This is a genomic window from Proteus sp. PR00224 (genome assembly GCF_016238105.1).
In the GTDB taxonomy this organism is placed as follows: domain Bacteria; phylum Pseudomonadota; class Gammaproteobacteria; order Enterobacterales; family Enterobacteriaceae; genus Proteus.
In genome coordinates this window covers 69,533-88,446 of sequence record NZ_JAEHQU010000002.1, presented here as the reverse complement: position 1 = coordinate 88,446, position 18,914 = coordinate 69,533, and the positions used below count along the sequence as shown (strand labels likewise).

Annotated in this window: 16 protein-coding genes; 9 read left to right on the top strand and 7 right to left on the bottom strand. The window is 37.4% G+C overall.

Annotated elements, in window-relative coordinates; genetic code table 11:
- The first annotated feature begins 1 nt into the window (after position 1).
- Positions 2-1,471: an NADH-quinone oxidoreductase subunit NuoN gene (gene nuoN, locus JEP71_RS03780; protein ID WP_198619771.1), complete on the top strand. Its 1,470-nt coding sequence runs from the start codon at positions 2-4 to the stop codon at positions 1,469-1,471.
- A 58-nt stretch (positions 1,472-1,529) separates the two neighbouring features.
- Here nuoN and JEP71_RS03775 read toward each other — a convergent pair whose 3' ends face one another.
- Together JEP71_RS03775 and JEP71_RS03770 are read right to left on the bottom strand one after the other, a co-directional pair.
- The gene (locus JEP71_RS03775; protein ID WP_198625791.1) at positions 1,530-2,573 is read right to left on the bottom strand and encodes an alpha-xenorhabdolysin family binary toxin subunit B; all 1,044 of its coding nucleotides are present in this window, start codon (positions 2,571-2,573) and stop codon (positions 1,530-1,532) included.
- A 15-nt stretch (positions 2,574-2,588) separates the two neighbouring features.
- On the bottom strand, positions 2,589-3,803 hold the full coding sequence (locus JEP71_RS03770; RefSeq protein ID WP_198619773.1) for an alpha-xenorhabdolysin family binary toxin subunit A: 1,215 nt from the start codon (positions 3,801-3,803) through the stop codon (positions 2,589-2,591).
- Positions 3,804-4,013: 210 nt separating this feature from the next.
- Here JEP71_RS03770 and JEP71_RS03765 point away from each other — a divergent pair, with 210 nt between their 5' ends.
- The 7 genes from JEP71_RS03765 (at position 4,014) to JEP71_RS03735 (ending at position 13,282) form a co-directional block, all read left to right on the top strand.
- The gene (locus tag JEP71_RS03765; RefSeq protein ID WP_198625790.1) at positions 4,014-5,345 is read left to right on the top strand and encodes an isochorismate synthase; all 1,332 of its coding nucleotides are present in this window, start codon (positions 4,014-4,016) and stop codon (positions 5,343-5,345) included.
- 346 nt (positions 5,346-5,691) lie between these two features.
- Positions 5,692-7,386 carry a 2-succinyl-5-enolpyruvyl-6-hydroxy-3-cyclohexene-1-carboxylic-acid synthase gene (gene menD / locus JEP71_RS03760; protein ID WP_198619774.1) on the top strand — a complete coding sequence of 565 codons (1,695 nt, stop codon included), beginning with the start codon at positions 5,692-5,694 and terminating at the stop codon, positions 7,384-7,386.
- Complete coding sequence (gene menH, locus JEP71_RS03755) at positions 7,361-8,128, top strand: 2-succinyl-6-hydroxy-2,4-cyclohexadiene-1-carboxylate synthase (RefSeq protein WP_198625789.1); 768 nt, start codon at positions 7,361-7,363, stop codon at positions 8,126-8,128. The genes menD and menH overlap by 26 nt, the downstream gene beginning before the upstream one ends.
- A gap of 12 nt (positions 8,129-8,140) precedes the next feature.
- On the top strand, positions 8,141-8,998 hold the full coding sequence (gene menB, locus JEP71_RS03750; protein WP_109374133.1) for a 1,4-dihydroxy-2-naphthoyl-CoA synthase: 858 nt from the start codon (positions 8,141-8,143) through the stop codon (positions 8,996-8,998).
- Complete coding sequence (gene menC / locus JEP71_RS03745; RefSeq protein ID WP_196533809.1) at positions 8,998-9,969, top strand: o-succinylbenzoate synthase; 972 nt, start codon at positions 8,998-9,000, stop codon at positions 9,967-9,969. Before menB ends, menC begins: the two co-directional genes overlap by 1 nt.
- Positions 9,957-11,381: an o-succinylbenzoate--CoA ligase gene (gene menE / locus JEP71_RS03740; RefSeq protein ID WP_198619776.1), complete on the top strand. Its 1,425-nt coding sequence runs from the start codon at positions 9,957-9,959 to the stop codon at positions 11,379-11,381. The genes menC and menE overlap by 13 nt, the downstream gene beginning before the upstream one ends.
- 173 nt (positions 11,382-11,554) lie before the next feature.
- Positions 11,555-13,282 (top strand): M10 family metallopeptidase C-terminal domain-containing protein, encoded by a 1,728-nt coding sequence (locus JEP71_RS03735; RefSeq protein ID WP_198625788.1) that lies wholly within the window; start codon positions 11,555-11,557, stop codon positions 13,280-13,282.
- Between the two features lie 108 nt (positions 13,283-13,390).
- On the opposite strand, the gene JEP71_RS03730 is transcribed toward JEP71_RS03735, so the two are convergent.
- Positions 13,391-14,845, bottom strand: a complete 1,455-nt coding sequence (locus JEP71_RS03730) for a catalase (RefSeq protein WP_198619778.1) — start codon at positions 14,843-14,845, stop codon at positions 13,391-13,393.
- A 283-nt stretch (positions 14,846-15,128) separates the two neighbouring features.
- Between JEP71_RS03730 and JEP71_RS03725 the strand changes: the two genes are divergently transcribed.
- Entirely contained in the window at positions 15,129-15,671 is a 543-nt protein-coding gene (locus tag JEP71_RS03725; RefSeq protein WP_198625787.1) for a YfaZ family outer membrane protein, read from the top strand.
- Positions 15,672-15,756: 85 nt separating this feature from the next.
- Here JEP71_RS03725 and tyrP read toward each other — a convergent pair whose 3' ends face one another.
- From tyrP to nrdB, 4 genes are all read right to left on the bottom strand, one after another.
- Positions 15,757-16,908, bottom strand: coding sequence for a tyrosine transporter TyrP (gene tyrP / locus JEP71_RS03720; protein ID WP_232797505.1), 1,152 nt, complete (start codon positions 16,906-16,908; stop codon positions 15,757-15,759).
- 241 nt (positions 16,909-17,149) lie between these two features.
- On the bottom strand, positions 17,150-17,383 hold the full coding sequence (locus tag JEP71_RS03715; RefSeq protein ID WP_109374138.1) for a YgdI/YgdR family lipoprotein: 234 nt from the start codon (positions 17,381-17,383) through the stop codon (positions 17,150-17,152).
- A 91-nt stretch (positions 17,384-17,474) separates the two neighbouring features.
- Positions 17,475-17,753 carry a class I ribonucleotide reductase maintenance protein YfaE gene (yfaE, locus tag JEP71_RS03710; RefSeq protein ID WP_109374139.1) on the bottom strand — a complete coding sequence of 93 codons (279 nt, stop codon included), beginning with the start codon at positions 17,751-17,753 and terminating at the stop codon, positions 17,475-17,477.
- 25 nt (positions 17,754-17,778) lie between these two features.
- Positions 17,779-18,909 (bottom strand): class Ia ribonucleoside-diphosphate reductase subunit beta, encoded by a 1,131-nt coding sequence (gene nrdB / locus JEP71_RS03705; RefSeq protein WP_109374140.1) that lies wholly within the window; start codon positions 18,907-18,909, stop codon positions 17,779-17,781.
- Between the last annotated feature and the right edge of the window lie 5 nt (positions 18,910-18,914).

Sequence of the window (18,914 nt, the reverse complement as noted above, 5' to 3'; positions counted from 1 at the left end):
CATGACAATAACTCCTGAACAATTGATCGCAATGCTACCGCTATTGATCGTCGGATTGACGGTGGTGGTTGTGATGCTGTCCATTGCATGGCGACGCGATCATTTTACCATTGCCACTTTGACAGCTACGGGTTTCATCATTGCGCTGGGCTCGCTCTATTACGTTAATGCATTAGGCGTAGTGGACGTGACCACGCTTTACCACGTTGATGGATACTCAAGCTTCTTTACTGCACTAGTGATCCTTTCTGGTATTGGCACTATTGCTTTTGCTTATCCTTGGTTAGAAGGCTATCAAGATAACAAAGAAGAGTTTTACTTGCTGATTGCGATTGCGGTAGTCGGAGGGATTTTACTCTCGTCTGCTCATCACTTCGCATCGATGTTTATTGGTATTGAATTACTGACATTACCGCTGTTTGGTCTTATCGGTTACGCATTCCAACAACGTCCATCACTGGAAGCAGGTATCAAATATATGCTGCTGTCTGCGGCAGCCTCTTCTTTCTTACTATTTGGTATGGCACTTCTTTATGCAGAAGCAGGGGGGCTCTCCTTTGCTGCAATGGGACAAAGTTTAAGTGATAGCAATATCCATAAACCATTAGTACTTGCAGGTTTAGGTATGATGTTAGTGGGAATTGGATTTAAATTATCTTTATTCCCATTCCAATTATGGACACCCGATGTTTACCAAGGTGCGCCAGCACCAACGGGCGCGTTCTTAGCGACGGCAAGTAAGATTGGTATTTTTGCTGTTGTTATGCGTTTATTCCTTGAAGCGCCAGCTGCGGATAGTGAAACCTTACGAATGATCTTAGGTTTCATGGCAATTGCCTCTATCTTGTTTGGTAACATCATGGCATTAACGCAAAAGAGCGTAAAACGCTTATTGGGTTACTCTTCCGTATCACACCTTGGTTATCTACTCGTGGCATTAATTGTGCTGCAATACAGCCCTGTATTAGCACAAGAAACCGCTGAAATTTATTTAGCTGGTTACTTGTTTGCAAGTCTCGGGGCGTTTGGTGCTATTGCAGTAGCGTCAAGTCCTTATCGTGAAAGCGAAATGGATTCACTGGAAGATTACCGCGGATTATTCTGGCGCCGTCCTGTTGTGGCTGTGGTGATGTCACTGATGATGCTATCACTGGCAGGTGTACCAATTACATTAGGTTTCATTGGTAAACTGTATGTCATCATTGCGGGCATTAGCTCAAGCTTATGGTGGTTAACAGGTATGGTTGTGTTAGGTAGTGCGATTGGCTTATTCTACTACCTACGTGCTGCGGCTATTGTCTTTTTACGCAAACCAGACAATGACAACACTCCTGCGATTTCTACAACATCACAAAATATGGCAACATTTGTTGCGTTAATCTGTGCAGTTGTTGTGATTGCCTTAGGTGTATGGCCACAACCACTGATTGAATTAACGAATTTTGCGATTATTGCACCCGCAATCAACTAATCGTAATAACGTATCGTTAAATAATAAAACGGCTCTTTTATAGAGCCGTTTTTAATTATTATTGATAAATATTTATTTTGTCTGCGCTCTCATAATATAAAGAGAAATCATCTAAAAATGAGAAGATAGGAATAATAATCTCTTCATTTAATAAGCTGTTATTTTCTAATGTTGATATTTTTAAGGCTATTTCCCGCCAACTTTCAGATAGAAATGTTAACTGTTTAATCAATATATGAAGAAAGTAATCAATATCCATAATATTATAATGATGTTTCATATTTAATAATATTTTTTGCTGCTTAGCTTTTAATTGATGAAGGCTCTTTATTTGTGATAAATAAAGCGAAGTAAGTTGATGCCGAGTTTCAACAACTTTACTATAAGAAAATCCAGAGTCTAACGTAGAAAATAAATTACTCAGTATTTTTACTAGTGAAGATAAAACATTTTTTTCTTGTGTTTCAATATTAAGATCTTCAATTTGTTGTTGCTGAGGAATTTTGTTTTTGAACAGATCGAAAAAATTTCTTTTATGTAAGATATCTTCACTATCACGTATGATATCTAACTCATTTTTTGTTGTTTCGGAGGCGCTTTCTAAGATAATAATCTCTTCTGAACAGATTTTAACATCATTTTCTTTATTATAGATAAAAGGTATTACTTTATTTGTGAGGAATTTATTTTTTAATTTATTGATTTCAATTGAAAGTGAATGAGTATGTTCATTTATCATTTTCTCTATTTCATTTATTTCATTTGAAAATATATTGATTATTTCTTTTCTTTTTTTTTCTAATTTATTTTTTATTTCATTATCAAGATTTCCTGTTTTTATCTCATTGTCAATTTCATTTATTGTTTTAAAAATATCATTAAATAAACTTTGCCTTAATCTGCTTTTTAAACTCAGTGAAAAATAAATAATGCGTTCAATATTTTTATTGTTTATTTCTAATAGATTATTGACTTCTCCCTCAAGTGTACTATCTAGATAACATTTACTATTACTTAAAGAGAGAATATTTCTGTGCGCATGAAATAATTGATTATGTTTAAAACATTCTTCTAAATTGACGGGTTTTTCATTATGACTCATAACAATATCCTTTTGTTAATCTTTAGATGAATAAAATGTAGAAAGAGCATCATCAAAAGAGAGTAAGATCTCCTTTGAGTAACCAATGACCATATACCAAGGCGCGATAATCTTTTCTAAGTAAATACTAAATTTAATCAGCTCTAATGCACTGTTAATTTTATTAAAATGTGTTATTGATGCTTCTATTTCTGTTAAGATGGCTTGCCATACATATTCAATATGTTCTAACGCCATATTTGTATCTTCGATAAATAGTTCTATTTCAGATAATTCAATATAGAGTGTATTTAAATGCAAAGATAAACCTTCATAGATATCGATGTCAGCATTGATTTTTTTCACCTTTTGAATAAGTTCATTTTTCTTTTTACGTATGACTTCGGCTTTTGCCCCGAATATTCCACCTGTGATAATAACACCAATAACACCTATTGCTAGCCCTGTAAATGCAAGACCAACATAGTGTTTATATTCATCTTTGAGTATTTCTATTTCTTCAACGAGTAAATCTCGTTCTTCAATAAGTGAACGACTATTATCTGTATAAAACTCATTAATAAATCTTTTCTTGTTAAGAATGTCGTGATAAATAGAATGATGATTAACATTCTGGCTATCTTTGCCTCCCATTATTTTACTTCTAAAGGTAGATAAGCTGTCTTTTATTTTTATGGTCTTATCACGTTCATTTTCAATATCCTCTTTCATACTTTCTAATATATGAATTAATTGTGTTGAAACTTCTTTATCTTGAGATGTGTATCGAATATTTTTTAACTCTTGCTCAGAAATGTCATTAATAATAGTAGATATTTTAGTTAATAAAGGCATTTGACTAATAAATAAAATGACACTTTCACCTGTAGAAGTGATTTCTCTACCCATTATTTCTAAATCAATTGCTTGTTGCTTTATTGCATATTCAATTTGATTCCATTCAAATGCATGCTCCCGTATTTGAATGAACAGAGACAAAATATTATCAGGAGAGAGTTGTGATTCATTTATTTTACTGTAATGAATAAATTTGATGACATCATCTATTTTGTAAGGAAGAGAAAGTGCTTTATTAACATAAGACTTTATTTTTATTAAATCATGAGATGTCACAATACCCGGTAATCGACCATTTTCGATATCTATTCCTAATATTAAACCGAGTGCAACTTTGGGTATATCGGAGGTCTCAATGATTTTATCGACATGTTCATAGATGGTTGTATCCATATAACCTCACTTATGTATGAAAATTTTTATCTTTACCACTTTATCTAATGAAGATGTGTTGGTTATTTCAGAAGTGCGAGTTAATGCTTCTACTTTGTAACATGAAAAATACAAAACTTTGATAAATGACAAAGGTTATAATTAATCAGCCCTTTGATAATTCGTATAGAGACGTATAATCTCCTTTTTAATTAGTTGTGGGTATTTGGAGTGGAAAAGGTTAATCCTGTGTTTTCGACACTGTACGAAAAAGTTAAAAATATAAATCTGACAGCACAAGGTAATCTTTTACATTTGAAAGTCACCTTGCCAGCAGAGGTTTCATTTTCATTGCTCTCATGGCTTGCTGCGCAGTCGTATTATCCTCAATTTTATTGGCAGCATCGTGATGAACATGAAGAAGTGGCAGCCTGTGGACAATTACGCTGTTTCAATCATATTCAAGATGCACACCAATTTTTAGCTGTGCACCAATCGGATCCCTGTATTGATGATGTACGTATTTGGGGCTTAAATGCATGGGATACTATTATTCCTGGTCGTATTGATGAAAAAAATGGCGATGATGCCTACCTTTTTCTGCCACGGATTGAAATTCGACGCCACCAGCAACAGCTTTCCGTTCATCTAAATATGTTGAATGAAGGTGATAAACAAAGCACCTTAGATTTTCTGCAAACCTTAAATCAAGCGCTGGATATTGAGCCGCTTGCTGTTTCTGTGGTTTCGGTGAATCACTCCTTAACGCAAGCTCAGTGGGTCGATTATCTCACTCTTGCATTAGATGAAATACGTCAAAATCATTTTGAAAAAGTGGTACCTGCGAGAGCAACTTGCTTGACGTTGGATAATCCGCTAAAAGCGATTCAATTTATGAAAGCAAGTCGTGATGTGAATCATCACTGCTATCATTATATGCTGGCTTTTTCGCCTTCTGATGCATTTATGGGGTCAACCCCAGAACGATTATATAAACGTGATGAGTTAATGCTGTATACCGAAGCGTTAGCAGGAACGGCTGCCAGCTCTGACAATGAACAGCAAGCGACAGAATTTGCAGATTGGCTGATGAATGACAAAAAAAATCAGCATGAAAATCTGGTGGTGGTTGATGATATTTGTCAGCGATTACAAGGAGGTGTTGAAGGTATTGATGTTTCAGCAGCGGATGTGATCCGACTCCGTAAAGTGCAACATCTTCGTCGTTATATACATGGGAAACTGATTGATTCTGATGATATTGACTGTTTAAAACGACTTCAACCTACTGCTGCAGTATGTGGTTTACCTCGTAGTATTGCTCGCGCTTTTATTCGTCAACATGAACCTTTTGAGCGCCGTTGGTATGCGGGTTCAGCAGGATATTTAGGATTATCACACACAGAATTTGCAGTAAGTCTACGTTGTGGTGAACTGCATGATGATACTCTGACACTTTATGCAGGTGCAGGTGTTGTTGCTGGTTCAGATCCGTTACAAGAATGGACTGAAATTGAGAATAAAGCGGCGGGTTTGCGTACATTGCTAGAAAAAGAAAATTAATTTATTACAGATAACCTCAAATTTATTAAATAGCATCATTAAAACCATCAAAATTTGATGGTTTTATTTTAAGCGCATTTTTAGTGCTACTTTTCAATTAACTATTGCGATTTGTTAACTAATTGATGCTATTCTTTAAGCCACTTGTGCTATTTATTCTTATTCTTAACGATAAAAAGAGTTCATTGAAAATAGAGTGGATGATTAGCCTAAATAATGCACTCTTTGAGTGTTTCTTTAACGATTTATTTAACGAAAACGACTGTTCATTGAACTAGGCTAAAGAAAAGTATTTAGGAACAGATATTATAATAGCAATTGCAGGTTTTCGTTGTTGGGATGATCAATGTCTAATAGTTCGTTTAATCGCCAATGGGCTAAAGTTATACTCGAAGCTTTGACTCGTCATGGTTTACGCCATATCTGTATTGCACCTGGATCTCGTTCGACACCTTTAACACTTGCCGCAGCTGCAAATCATAAATTAACCTGTCATACGCATTTTGATGAGCGTGGATTGGGGCATTTAGCATTAGGGCTTGCAAAAGCATCGAAAGAACCGGTTGCTGTTATTGTGACATCGGGTACCGCGGTGGCTAACCTATATCCCGCTTTAATTGAAGCAGGATTAACGGGTGAACGAGTGATCTTTTTAACCGCAGATAGACCGCCAGAATTAATTGATTGTGGTGCGAATCAAGCAATTCGTCAGCAAGGTATTTTTGCAACTCATCCTTCAAAAACACTCTCTTTACCACGACCGACAACTGATATTCCCGCAAGTTGGTTAGTTTCTACACTTGATAATGCGATGAATACATTGGTTCATGGCGCATTACACGTTAATTGCCCTTTTGCTGAACCGTTATATGGTGATGATGTTGAAACATCTACGCCGTGGACTGAGGCATTAGGCCATTGGTGGCAAAGTGATAAGCCGTGGTTACAAGAATCCCTTTTTACCTCTGTATCGACGCATCCTCAATGGGATGTTATACGTCAGAAAAAAGGAGTGGTTATCGCAGGACGTATTAGCCCAGAAGAAGGTGTCGAAGTTGCAAAATGGGCATCTCAATTAGGTTGGCCTTTATTGGGTGATGTTTTATCACAAACGGGGCAACCGTTACCTTGTGCCGATTTATGGTTGAATAATCCACAGATAAAATCAGAATTAAATAAGGCTGAAATCGTTATTCAATTTGGTTCAAGTTTAACAGGTAAACGCTTATTACAATGGCAAGTCGGGTGCTCTCCAAAAACGTATTGGATCATTGATCCTATTCCGGGGCGCTTAGACCCTGGTCATCATCAAGGTGAGAAATTTACGTTATCACCGATGCAGTGGTTAACGGCACATTCTGCGGTTGATAATTCACCGTGGACTAATGTATTAACTAATATAGCCAAACAAACCTATAAAAAAGTCAGTGAAATAACCGATTATTTTGGTGAAGCACAGGTTGCGCACCAATTAGATAAATTACTTCCTAATGATGGACAATTATTTGTTGGCAATAGTCTGATAGTACGATTAATCGATGCATTTGCTCAGTTACCACAAGGTTATCCTGTGATGAGCAATCGAGGCGCAAGTGGTATTGATGGCTTAATTTCAACATCTGCGGGTGTTCATCGTGCAACAGAAAAGCCAACATTAACAATATTGGGTGATTTATCTGCACTGTATGATTTAAATAGTTTAGCGTTGCATCAACAAGTTTATGCGCCTAATGTTATTATCGTAGTGAATAATAACGGTGGGCAAATATTTTCAATGCTACCAACGCCAGAGGCAGAGCGAGAACGCTTTTACTGTATGCCTCATTCACTAAATTTCAAACACGCAGCTGCAATGTTTGGTTTGCATTATGTATCACCAACAAGTTGGGATGCACTGTTAACGACAGTTCAGAAATGCTGGGTAGGGGCGCCAATAACGACATTAATTGAATTAATTGTTGATGATACCGATGGTGCAAAAACATTAAATCAGCTGGTAAAACAGGTAACATCTCATGACTTTAGCATGTCAGCGATATAATACCCATAATGAAGGGCCTTGGTTAGTTTGGTTGCATGGGCTATTAGGTGAGGGTTGTGAATGGGAGCCTGTCATTCAAGCTTGCCATGAATATCCATCACTTGTGATTGATTTGCCTCGTCATGGTGATTCTGCTTCTATCAGTGTGAAAAATTTTGTTGAAGTGAGTACGTTGCTGACAGATACACTAAAAGAGCAAGGTGTTGACCACTATTGGCTAATTGGTTATTCGTTAGGTGGCAGGATTTCGATGTATCATGCGTGTTTTGGTGATACTACGGGATTAATGGGGTTGATTGTAGAAGGTGGAAATCCAGGTTTATATTATGCAACGGAAAGACAAAATCGCATTGCACATGATAAACGCTGGGCTGAGCGTTTCCGTAATGAACCTATCAGTGACGTATTGATACAGTGGTATCAGCAACCCGTATTTGCCGATCTAAGTGATGAGAAACGCCAATTACTCGTTGAAAAACGTTGTCGTAACGCTGGTTTTTGTATTGCAGAAAGTTTAGAAACGCTTTCTTTAGGCAATCAACCTTGGCTTGTCACAGAGTTGCAGCAACTCACATTGCCGTTTATTTGGCTTTGTGGTGAAAAAGATAATAAATTTCAATCTATTGCGCAGCAGTATTCGCTGCCATTAACGACTATCCCGCAAGCTGGTCATAATGCCCATCAGGCACAGCCTGTTGCTTACGCTGCGGTGATAAATCATGTTTTATCCCTCTTTGGTTAAAGGAACCTAATTATGCTTTACCCGAGCGAAGAAAAATTATATGCACCGATTGAATGGCAGGATTGTTCTGAAGGTTTTGAAGATATCCTCTATCATAAATCAGTCGATGGCATTGCAAAAATTACGATTAACCGCCCGCAAGTGCGTAATGCTTTCCGTCCTTTGACAGTGAAAGAGATGATCCAAGCATTAGCGGATGCTCGTTATGATGACACCATTGGTACTATCATTTTAACGGGTGCTGGTGAAAAAGCGTTCTGTGCAGGTGGTGACCAAAAAATTCGCGGGGACTACGGCGGATACCGTGATGATAGCGGTACACATCACCTGAACGTGTTGGATTTCCAACGCCAAATCCGTACGTGTCCAAAACCTGTTGTGGCAATGGTCGCGGGTTATTCTATCGGTGGTGGCCATGTGCTTCATATGATGTGTGACTTAACCATCGCTGCTGAAAACGCAATTTTTGGTCAAACTGGTCCTAAAGTCGGTTCTTTCGATGGTGGCTGGGGCGCTTCTTATATGGCACGTATTGTAGGCCAAAAGAAAGCACGCGAAATTTGGTTCTTATGCCGTCAATATGATGCAAAAGAAGCATTAGAAATGGGATTAGTGAATACCGTTGTTCCTTATGCAGATCTTGAAAAAGAAACGGTGCGTTGGTGTCGTGAAATGCTGGAAAATAGCCCAATGGCATTACGTTGTTTAAAAGCTGCATTAAATGCAGATTGTGATGGTCAAGCGGGTCTTCAAGAATTAGCAGGTAATGCAACCATGCTGTTCTATATGACTGATGAAGGTCAAGAAGGCCGCAACGCCTTTAACGAAAAACGTCAACCTGATTTCTCTCGATTTAAACGTAACCCATAATGCGAAACGCCAAACTCTATTCATTCAGCCTTCCTGTTGATGCAGGCGTTGTGCTGCGTTATCAAAGGCTAAAATCGCGTGATGGTTTTCTTGTCTGTTTAGAGCAAAATGGCAAACAAGGATGGGGTGAAATTTCACCTCTTCCTGAGTTTAGCCGTGAAACTTTAGAACAAGCCCAAGAAGCCGCACAATCTTGGTTAACGGCTTGGTGTGCAGGTGAAAACCCTGTTTATAGTGAACTACCAAGTGTCGCTTTTGGTATTAGCTGTGCATTAGCAGAGCTTGAAGGTACTTTGCCACAAGAAGCGAATTATCGTGCTGCACCTTTATGTAATGGCGATCCTGATGATTTGATTTTAAGCCTTAATGATATGGAAGGTGAAAAAGTCGCTAAAATCAAAGTGGGTTTATATGAAGCTGTGCGTGATGGAATAGTCGTTAATCTGTTATTAGAAGCCATTCCAGACTTAAAATTAAGATTGGATGCGAACAGAAGTTGGACGCCAGCAAAAGCCGAAGGATTTGCGAAATATGTAAATCCTGCATGGCGAGATCGCATTGCATTCTTAGAAGAGCCATGTAAAACACCAGAAGAGTCACTCGCTTTTTCACAGGCTACAGGGATTAACATCGCTTGGGATGAAACTGTGCGTGATGAAGGTTTTGAAATCAAACCTCAAGCGGGTGTAACAACGATTGTTATCAAACCTACATTGGTGGGAAGTATTGAACGCTGCCAATCTTTTGTTGAACAAGCACATGCTTTAGGACTAGATGCCATTATCAGTTCAAGTATTGAAAGCAGCTTTGGGCTGACTCAATTGGCAAGAATTGCGCAGTGGTTAACGCCTAATAGCACTCCAGGGCTCGATACCGTTGATTTAATTAAACAACAACTTATTCGTCCTTGGCCAAATGTGGATATTCCACTTATCTCTCTTGAACAACTAGAGACAGTATGGCAACAGTAGTTCCATTTAAACAATGGCCGTGGCATCAATGGGCACAACTCTACCCAAATGAAACGGCCATCATTTCAGGTGTTTCACCTATTACATGGCAGCAACTCAGTTGTCATATTAATCACTTAGCTAACAATTTTGCTAAACAAGGTGTTGATACACAAAGCATAGTGTTGTTGCGTGGAAAAAATAATCTCAATCTTGTTTTTGCATTACTCGCTGTTTTTCAATGTGGAGCTAAGGTTTTACCTTTAAATCCACAACTTCCAAAGTCTTTACTTGATGATTTATTGCCTCATTTAAATATTGATTTTTATGCTGATCTGAGTGAGTCAACGCTAGATCTGGATGCGACTTTGCTTGATCTTAATGGTGTTGAGTTTAATAACACACCACGTCAACACAAAAATGAAATAGAAGATGTGCAGTGGGAGCCATCTCGTATGGCAACGCTTATTTTGACATCGGGCTCATCGGGTCTACCTAAAGCGGCTGTTCATACTTTTGATGCGCATCTTTGCAGTGCGGAAGGTGTTTTATCATTAATGCCCTTTGAGAAAGGTGATAGCTGGTTGCTCTCTTTACCTTTGTTTCATGTATCAGGACAAGGCATTTTTTGGCGTTGGTTGTTACGTGGCGCAACGCTGGTGGTGCGTGAAATGCATCCTTTTATTGATGCATTACAAGGTTGTACTCATGCTTCTTTAGTCCCTACACAGCTTTGGCGTTTCTTACAAAATAAAGCGCAACAAGATAGGCAACACTCGATCAGCTTAAAATCTGTTTTATTAGGTGGTGCGATGATCCCCATTGAATTAACGCAAGAAGCAGAACATTGGGGAATTCAATGCTGGTGTGGTTATGGCATGACCGAAATGGCATCCACTGTTTGCGCCAAACGCGCTGATGGTAAAGCGGGAGTAGGGCTACCATTAAAAGGCAAAGGTGTAAGAATACTCGATGATGAAATTCAGATTAAATCAGACAGTGTTGCTTTAGGTTATTGGTTTGATGGTAAATTAAAGCCGTTATCACTCACTGCGGATGGCTGGTATTCAACACGAGATAAAGGTGACTTTATCGCTGATGAATGGTGTGTTTTAGGACGCTTGGACAATCTCTTTTTTAGTGCTGGCGAAGGTATTCAACCAGAAGATATAGAAAAAATTCTTAATACACATCCAAGTGTTAGTCAGTCTTTTGTTGTCCCTATTGATGATGCTGAATTTGGGCAACGTCCTGTCGCGGTTGTGGATGCAGAAATTGAAATAATCAATCAATTACCACAGTGGTATTACATCCGATTAGCAGGATTTCAACGACCTATTGCTTGCCTACAACTCCCTGAAAGCCTTAAAAATGGGGGAATTAAAATTTCCCGTAAACAAGTGCAAGAGTGGGTGAAAACTCAATTAGGGTAAATAGTTACCCTAATAAATAACACTTTATAGATAATATTATTAATTTAATAAATTGTTATTATTATTATATTGCTCGGTTGAACACTTTATATTTGTGTTTTTTTTTAAATATTATTGTTTTTGAGTACGTAAAATAATCATCTCTAATTAATTATTAATAGAGATTATCTTTTATGAAAGTAAATAATAAAGAAAAAACACCTGGATTTAATACTATTATTGATATCATGAAGACCATGATGCCAACATTAAGATCGGAAAATTCAGAGCTTGATAAAAGCATCACTAAAATAACATTTAGTTTTCCTGATTGGAGTCAATTAAGAGGTCAAGAATATAAAACCTTAACAACAATGAACGAAACACAAAAAAATGCGGTAAAAAAATCACTGCAACAATACAGTGATATTGCAAATATTGAATTTATAGAAAAAGATAATCAGCATGATACGCATATAAAATTTGGTGTTTATAACAATATAAATGAATTAACGAAAGATTATGATTACTCAACTTTAGGTGTAGCCTCGTATTTCAATGAACATTTAGATCAAAATAAAAAGATAGATAAAGTAAGTGATTACAGTTTAGATGGACAAGTTTGGATTAATATTTCTGAAACTGGGCTTATCTCTGTGGTTAATACAAGATTACATACAGAAGAAGAAAAAGAGAAACTACATTCATTTAAAGAGAATGCCGATGGTATTGTGACTTATTTTGAAGGATTAGATGACTGGGTTTTCCTGTATAAAAATAACAATGATAATGGACATATAAATAATCCAGAAAAAACATTGGGTCTCGGTTCTGCAATAAGAAAAACGATAATACATGAAATAGGGCATTCTCTTGGTCTGTCTCATACTTTTACGAGTGATTCTGAGTTACCTGATATTGAAGAAAATAGCCTAAAATATTCAATTATGGCTTATGAAAAACCGAAAAAAGAATACGCAGATTTTGGCGTTAATTACCCAATGAATCCATTATTATTGGATACTTATCTTATCCAAAAATTGTATGGGAAGAATATGACCACGCGAACTGGTGATACAATTTATGGGTTTAATTCTAATACAGAAAGAGATTTTTATAGTTTACATTCGACAGATGATGTTTTGGTCAGTTGTATTTGGGATGCTGGTGGTAATGGTACTTTAGATTTTTCACAATATAACGTAAATCAGAAAATTAATTTAAATGAAGGGATTTTTTCTGATGTCGGTGGATTACGTAGTAATGTTTCTATTGCTTTCGATGTCGTTATTGAAAATGCCAAAGGGGGGCTAAGAGATGATTATATTATAGGAAATAGTACGGATAATGAATTATGGGGTAATAAAGGAAATGACACATTATTAGGTCGAGAAGGTAACGATACGCTATATGGTGGGTTAGGCAATGATATTCTTTTCGGGGATGATGGAAACGATATTCTTATCGGTGAAGCAGGAAATGACGTTCTTTTTAGTGGCAGCGGCGATGATTTATTATATGCAGGGTCGGGTGATGATACATTAATAGCAAGTGCGGGAAATAATATTTTGTATGGTGGTTATGGTAATGATACCTTTATTATAAAAAATGGTAATAACATTATCTCAGCTAACCAAGGAAAGGATATCTTTATTTTTAATTTATCAGAAAAGGCAAGTGGTAATAATGTTATTTTTGATTTTAATAAAGAAGATGATGTTCTATTATTTAAATCAGAAGTAGATGACCAAATTATTAATCCAAGATTAGTTCAGTCGTTTACAGGGAATAAAAATGAGTTAACGCTAGACTATGAAGACAATAAAACCATTATTAAGATTATGACGGTGGAAAATCTAAATGTGCCGAATTTAGTGATTAATGTTACCGGGCAATTTAGTTATGATGAGCTTCTTTGTTAACAAGAAAATAATTAGTTTAGCGATAAATAAAACCTCCTAATTACCAATATATTAATAACTAGGAGGTTTGTTTTTGCCGAGTTGCTCACAGGGCTTCTTATTATAGGGTTATTTAGCGTCTTTTTTTGCTAATGCTTTCATTGCTTTTTCAACACCAGCACCATATTCAGGATGGACTTTCTTAAATAGGGCAATTTGGCGTTTTTGTGTATCTTTACTTGCTTGAATTAATTCGCCTGCGATGCGAGCAAACATACGTTGGTGCTCTTCATCACTCAGTAATTCATACAGTGCACGAGGTTGACTGAAGTAATCTTCATCTTCACGATGGTTCCAGTGATCCGCCGCGCCTTCGATAGATAATGGTGGCTCTTTGAAATTAGGCTGTTCTTGGAACATACCGCCATTATTTGGCTCATAGGTAATACCGCTGCCACTATTACCATCAACACGCATTGCACCATCACGATGATAATTGTGGAATGGGCATTTAGGAGCATTAACAGGGATCTGATGATGATTAACACCTAAACGATAGCGATGTGCATCACCATAAGAGAATAGGCGACCTTGTAGCATTTTATCTGGTGAAAAACCAATACCAGGAACGATGTTGGCTGGGCTAAATGCTGCTTGCTCTACATCAGAGAAATAGTTTTCAGGATTACGGTTTAATTCAAAATAACCCACATCGATTAATGGATAATCCGCATGAGGCCAAACTTTAGTTAAATCAAAAGGGTTATAAGGAACTTTCGAGGCTTCTTTCTCGGGCATTACTTGAATTTGTAAATTCCAACGTGGGAAATCACCGCGCTCAATAGCATCAAATAAGTCACGTTGTGAGCTTTCTCTGTCTTGACCTACTAGCATTTGCGCTTCATCATCCATCAGATTTTTAATGCCTTGTTGGCAACGGAAATGAAACTTAACCCAAAAACGCTCGTTATCTTTATTAATAAAGCTATAAGTGTGACTACCAAAACCATGAATAAAGCGATAACTTCTTGGTAAACCGCGGTCGCTCATATCAATGGTTAACTGGTGTAATGCTTCAGGTAAATGAGAGAAAAAATCCCATTTGTAAGCTAAATTACGCAGATTAGTTTTAGGGTCACGTTTTACAACGTGGTTTAAGTCAGGGAATTTCAAGGCATCACGAAGATAGAAAACGGGCGTGTTATTACCCACCATATCCCAGTTACCTTCTTCGGTATAAAATTTTAATGCAAAGCCACGAATATCACGTTCGGCGTCCGCTGCACCTCTTTCACCTGCAACAGTAGAAAAGCGAGCAAACATGTCTGTTTTTTTGCCCACTTTAGAGAATATTTTAGCACGAGTATATTTCGTAATGTCGTGAGTCACTTTAAATGTACCAAAAGCACCAGAGCCTTTTGCGTGCATACGTCTTTCAGGAATAACTTCACGATCGAAGTGAGCAAGTTTTTCTAGAAACCAGACATCTTGAAGTAACATTGGGCCGCGAGGGCCTGCTGTCATCGAGTTGTTATTGTCTACAACCGGCGCACCAGATGCCGTTGTTAGCTTTTTCTTTTCCATCACATATCTCCAGTTTATGAAATAATGAACGTTCTAAAAAATAGCATGTGTGAATAAAACGAAGCGAACAGCCTTATACTTATTATGGTTAATATTGACTGTAATTCCACTTTAGCAATAATAAACTCATTAATAAAACCAATTAGACCAATAACATTGATAGACGTAACTTATTTACATAGATTGAAAATTCTACAGATTAGCTTTCAATTTTAGCTAAAGTTGTTTAATAAATTTGTTGTATAATTATAAGTTAGGACAATTATTTGCTGGAGTAATAACAATGAAAAAATATTTATTGGTCAGCGCTGTAAGTGCGTTATTTATGGCTGGTAATGCAAATGCAGTATCAATGAATATTCAAGCGGGCAAGCATTACACTGATGTTCGAGCGGGTTTAGGTGATCCTAACGCAGGGCTATCTTTTAATGGTAACTGGGCACGTAGTGATCATGATGGTCAGACGGGTAGCCTAGGTGCAAAATTCGCATTACCATTAGGACCTTTCTCAGCGAGTGTTGGAGGTAAAGCACTCTACTTATCACCAAAAAATGGTGATGATGGTGCTGCACTAGCGGGTGGTGTAGGTTTAAACTGGAATGTATTCCCTTCATTGAATGTTTATGGTGAAGCTTATGCTTCTCCTGAAGGATTAACCTCTGGCAGCAAATCTTATTATGAAGCCGATGTGGGTGCTCAATTAACAGTATTTAAACCACTGCACGTTAATGCAGGTTACCGTGTGATTGAAATCGAAAACTCACATAATAGAAGTAATAATAAAATTGCTGATGGTTTCTATGTTGGAGCTGGTTTAAGCTTCTAATTTAGAAAAAGCAGATAAGATCAAATAAAAAGCAGGTGTTGAAAAATCAGCACCTGCTTTTTTTGTTGTTGGTATAAGTGAGTATTTAGCCGACTTGTGGTAATAAACCAAAAGTGATAGCGATTTGAATACCAATAACCACCAGACCACAAATAAACACAATACCTAATGCACCTTTCCCGCCTTTAACTTTGTATTTATCTGCACCGTTTTGTTCTTGTCTAACTTTCCATACTAATAAAGCAGGTAGAAGCAACGCTAAGATTGACAGGGCAATAGCGGCATAGGCTAATGCTTGTACAAAGTTAGGGAAATAAAGCGCGCATAGTAAAGGAGGCACAAATGTTAATAGGCTTGATTGCATACGCCCAGTTGCACGATTACTGCGTTTGAATAGGTCAGCAAGATAATCAAATAGACCTAATGCAACACCAAGGAATGAGGTTGCTAAAGCTAATGCCGCAAATAGGTTAACTGCAATATTCACGCGAGGTGTAGCAACGACATCACGGATAGCAGTAAGCAGACCATTTAATCCAGATTGTTGCGCCATAATTCCCATAAAAGTATTTGTTGGGATGGCACCTAATGTCGCAATTTGCCATAAAATATAAGCAACAAGCGGAATAGCACTACCAATAATAAAGATAATACGTAGCTTTTTAATATCGCCGTTCATGTAACTTACAATACTTGGCACACTACCGTGGAAACCAAATGAGGTAAAAATAACAGGAATAGCAGAAAGAATAAGCCCATACGCCACAGGCATTGAGGTTAAGTTTACTGATTCAACGTGAGGTAACATAACAATCAGCATAAATATGAGGAAGAAAACTTTTGCGGTAAACAATAGGCGGTTAATCATATCAACCGATGTTGTACCAATTCCTACCACCGCTCCACCAATCACTGTAAAGATAATGATACCTTGTGTGATAGAAAGCTCATGACCAATCCAAGACGAGAGTGTGGATGAGAGTAGTTCACCTGCACCACTAATATAAGCAGTTGTTAGCGCATACATTAATAGTAATAGTGCAAGTCCTGTGATCACTTGACCACCAACACCAAGATAGCGCTTTGCAATAGAGCCAAGACCAGTATGAGGATCATTGTATTGATAAACTTCCACCAGCAGTAACGCGGTATAGCTCATCAATAACCATAAGCCAACAAGCAATAGCATCATGGTGCTAAAACCAATACCCACGGCAGCCAGTGGCATTGCCAGCATACCTGCCCCAATTGTTGTTCCTGCAACAATAAAAACACTGCCTATAGTGCGATTCTTCACAAAATCCTCTGTTCTCTAAACTATTTTATTTATTTAAAAAGCAGGGTATAAGAATGGTAAATTTCTGTCAAATTTTAATTACGTGTGCTGTAATGATTGGTTTACAAAAAGGATTTTGTGAATAAAAAAACGCCAATTATAAATATGAATTGGCGCTTTAAGAGAGATATTTATAGGAGCGTTAATCGTCAAGCTCTACCATTCGTCTTATTTGATCACGATTAATTTGTTTAATTTGTCCTGTTTCTGAATCTTTGTAGGTAATTAATCCAGTTGCTTCATCTTCTTGGGGTTTATCTGTCGTTAAAATTGTTTCCCCATTCACTGTTTCTATTTTTTGTGGACTTGAACAGCCCGCGACGAGCAGAATTGATGTGGAAATAGCAACAGCGGAGAAAATAGAACTTAATTTCATAATATTTTTCCTTTTTTATCAATGTTATTTGTAACTTTAGTCAAAGATGAACAAGAGTGTTAGGAAAAAGCCAAAATTAAGATAATTCAAATTACTCAGAGCAAATTTCTATTTCGATATCACTAATGGGATGGCAACTACAGGGGAGTATTTCATCGGCTTGGATAAACGCTAAAGGCTCATTGCGATAACACACTTTGCCTTTCACTAAGCGTAGACGACAAGAGCCACAATAGCCTTCACGACATTGGTATTCGACTTGGACTTTCCCATGCTCTAATGCATCAAGCAAAGAAGGATGGGTGTCAGTATGAAATTCTAAAGGTGTTGAAAGACCCTGCTGATGCAGGGTCACTTTATGAGATGCCATAACGTATCGGTGTTATTTCTCAGTATTACAGTTCAAAGTTACTTAAGTCATCAGTATCAACTTGTGAATCGATTTGACCCACGAGGTAAGAACTGACTTCAACTTCTTGAGGTGCAACTTGAACGTTGTCAGACACTAACCATGCATTGATCCATGGAATAGGGTTAGAACGTGCTTTAAATGGTAATTTAAGACCCACTGCTTGCATGCGAATATTGGTAATATATTCAACATATTGGCAAAGGATATCTTTATTTAAACCAATCATAGAGCCTTCAGAGAACAGGTATTCCGCCCACTCTTTTTCTTGCTCTGCCGCTTCAACAAACAGGTCATAACACTCTTGCTCACATTCAGCCGCAATTTCTGCCATTTCAGGATCATCTTGACCTGAACGCAGTAAATTCAGCATGTGCTGTGTTCCTGTTAAATGCAACGCTTCATCACGGGCAATTAATCGAATGATTTTAGCATTACCTTCCATTAATTCACGTTCCGCAAAGGCAAATGAACAGGCAAAGCTAACGTAGAAACGAATCGCTTCTAATGCATTGACGCTCATTAAGCACAGGTAAAGCTGTTTTTTCAGTTTACGCAGTGTAACGTGTACCATCTCGCCTTTGACTTCATGATCACCTTCACCAAACATATGGTAAAGATTAGTGAGTCTGATCAGTTCATCGTAGTAAGAAGAAATATCACGTGCACGTTTTAAAATTTCTTCATTTTCAACGATATCATCAAACACAACTGACGGATCGTTAACAATATTACGAATAATATGAGTATAAGAGCGTGAGTGGATGGTTTCAGAGAATGACCATGTTTCAACCCACGTCTCTAACTCTGGGATTGAGATTAAAGGTAAGAATGCCACGTTAGGGCTTCTTCCTTGAATCGAATCCAACAACGTTTGATATTTTAAGTTACTAATAAAAATATGTTTTTCATGATCAGGTAATGCATTATAGTCAATACGATCACGAGAAACGTCCACTTCTTCTGGACGCCAGAAGAAGGAGAGCTGTTTTTCAATTAGCTTTTCAAAAATAGGATATTTTTGCTGATCATAACGCGCTACGTTAACAGGTTGCCCAAAAAACATGGGCTCCTGAAGTTGATCATTTTTAACTTGTGAAAAAGTAGTATAAGACATAGCTT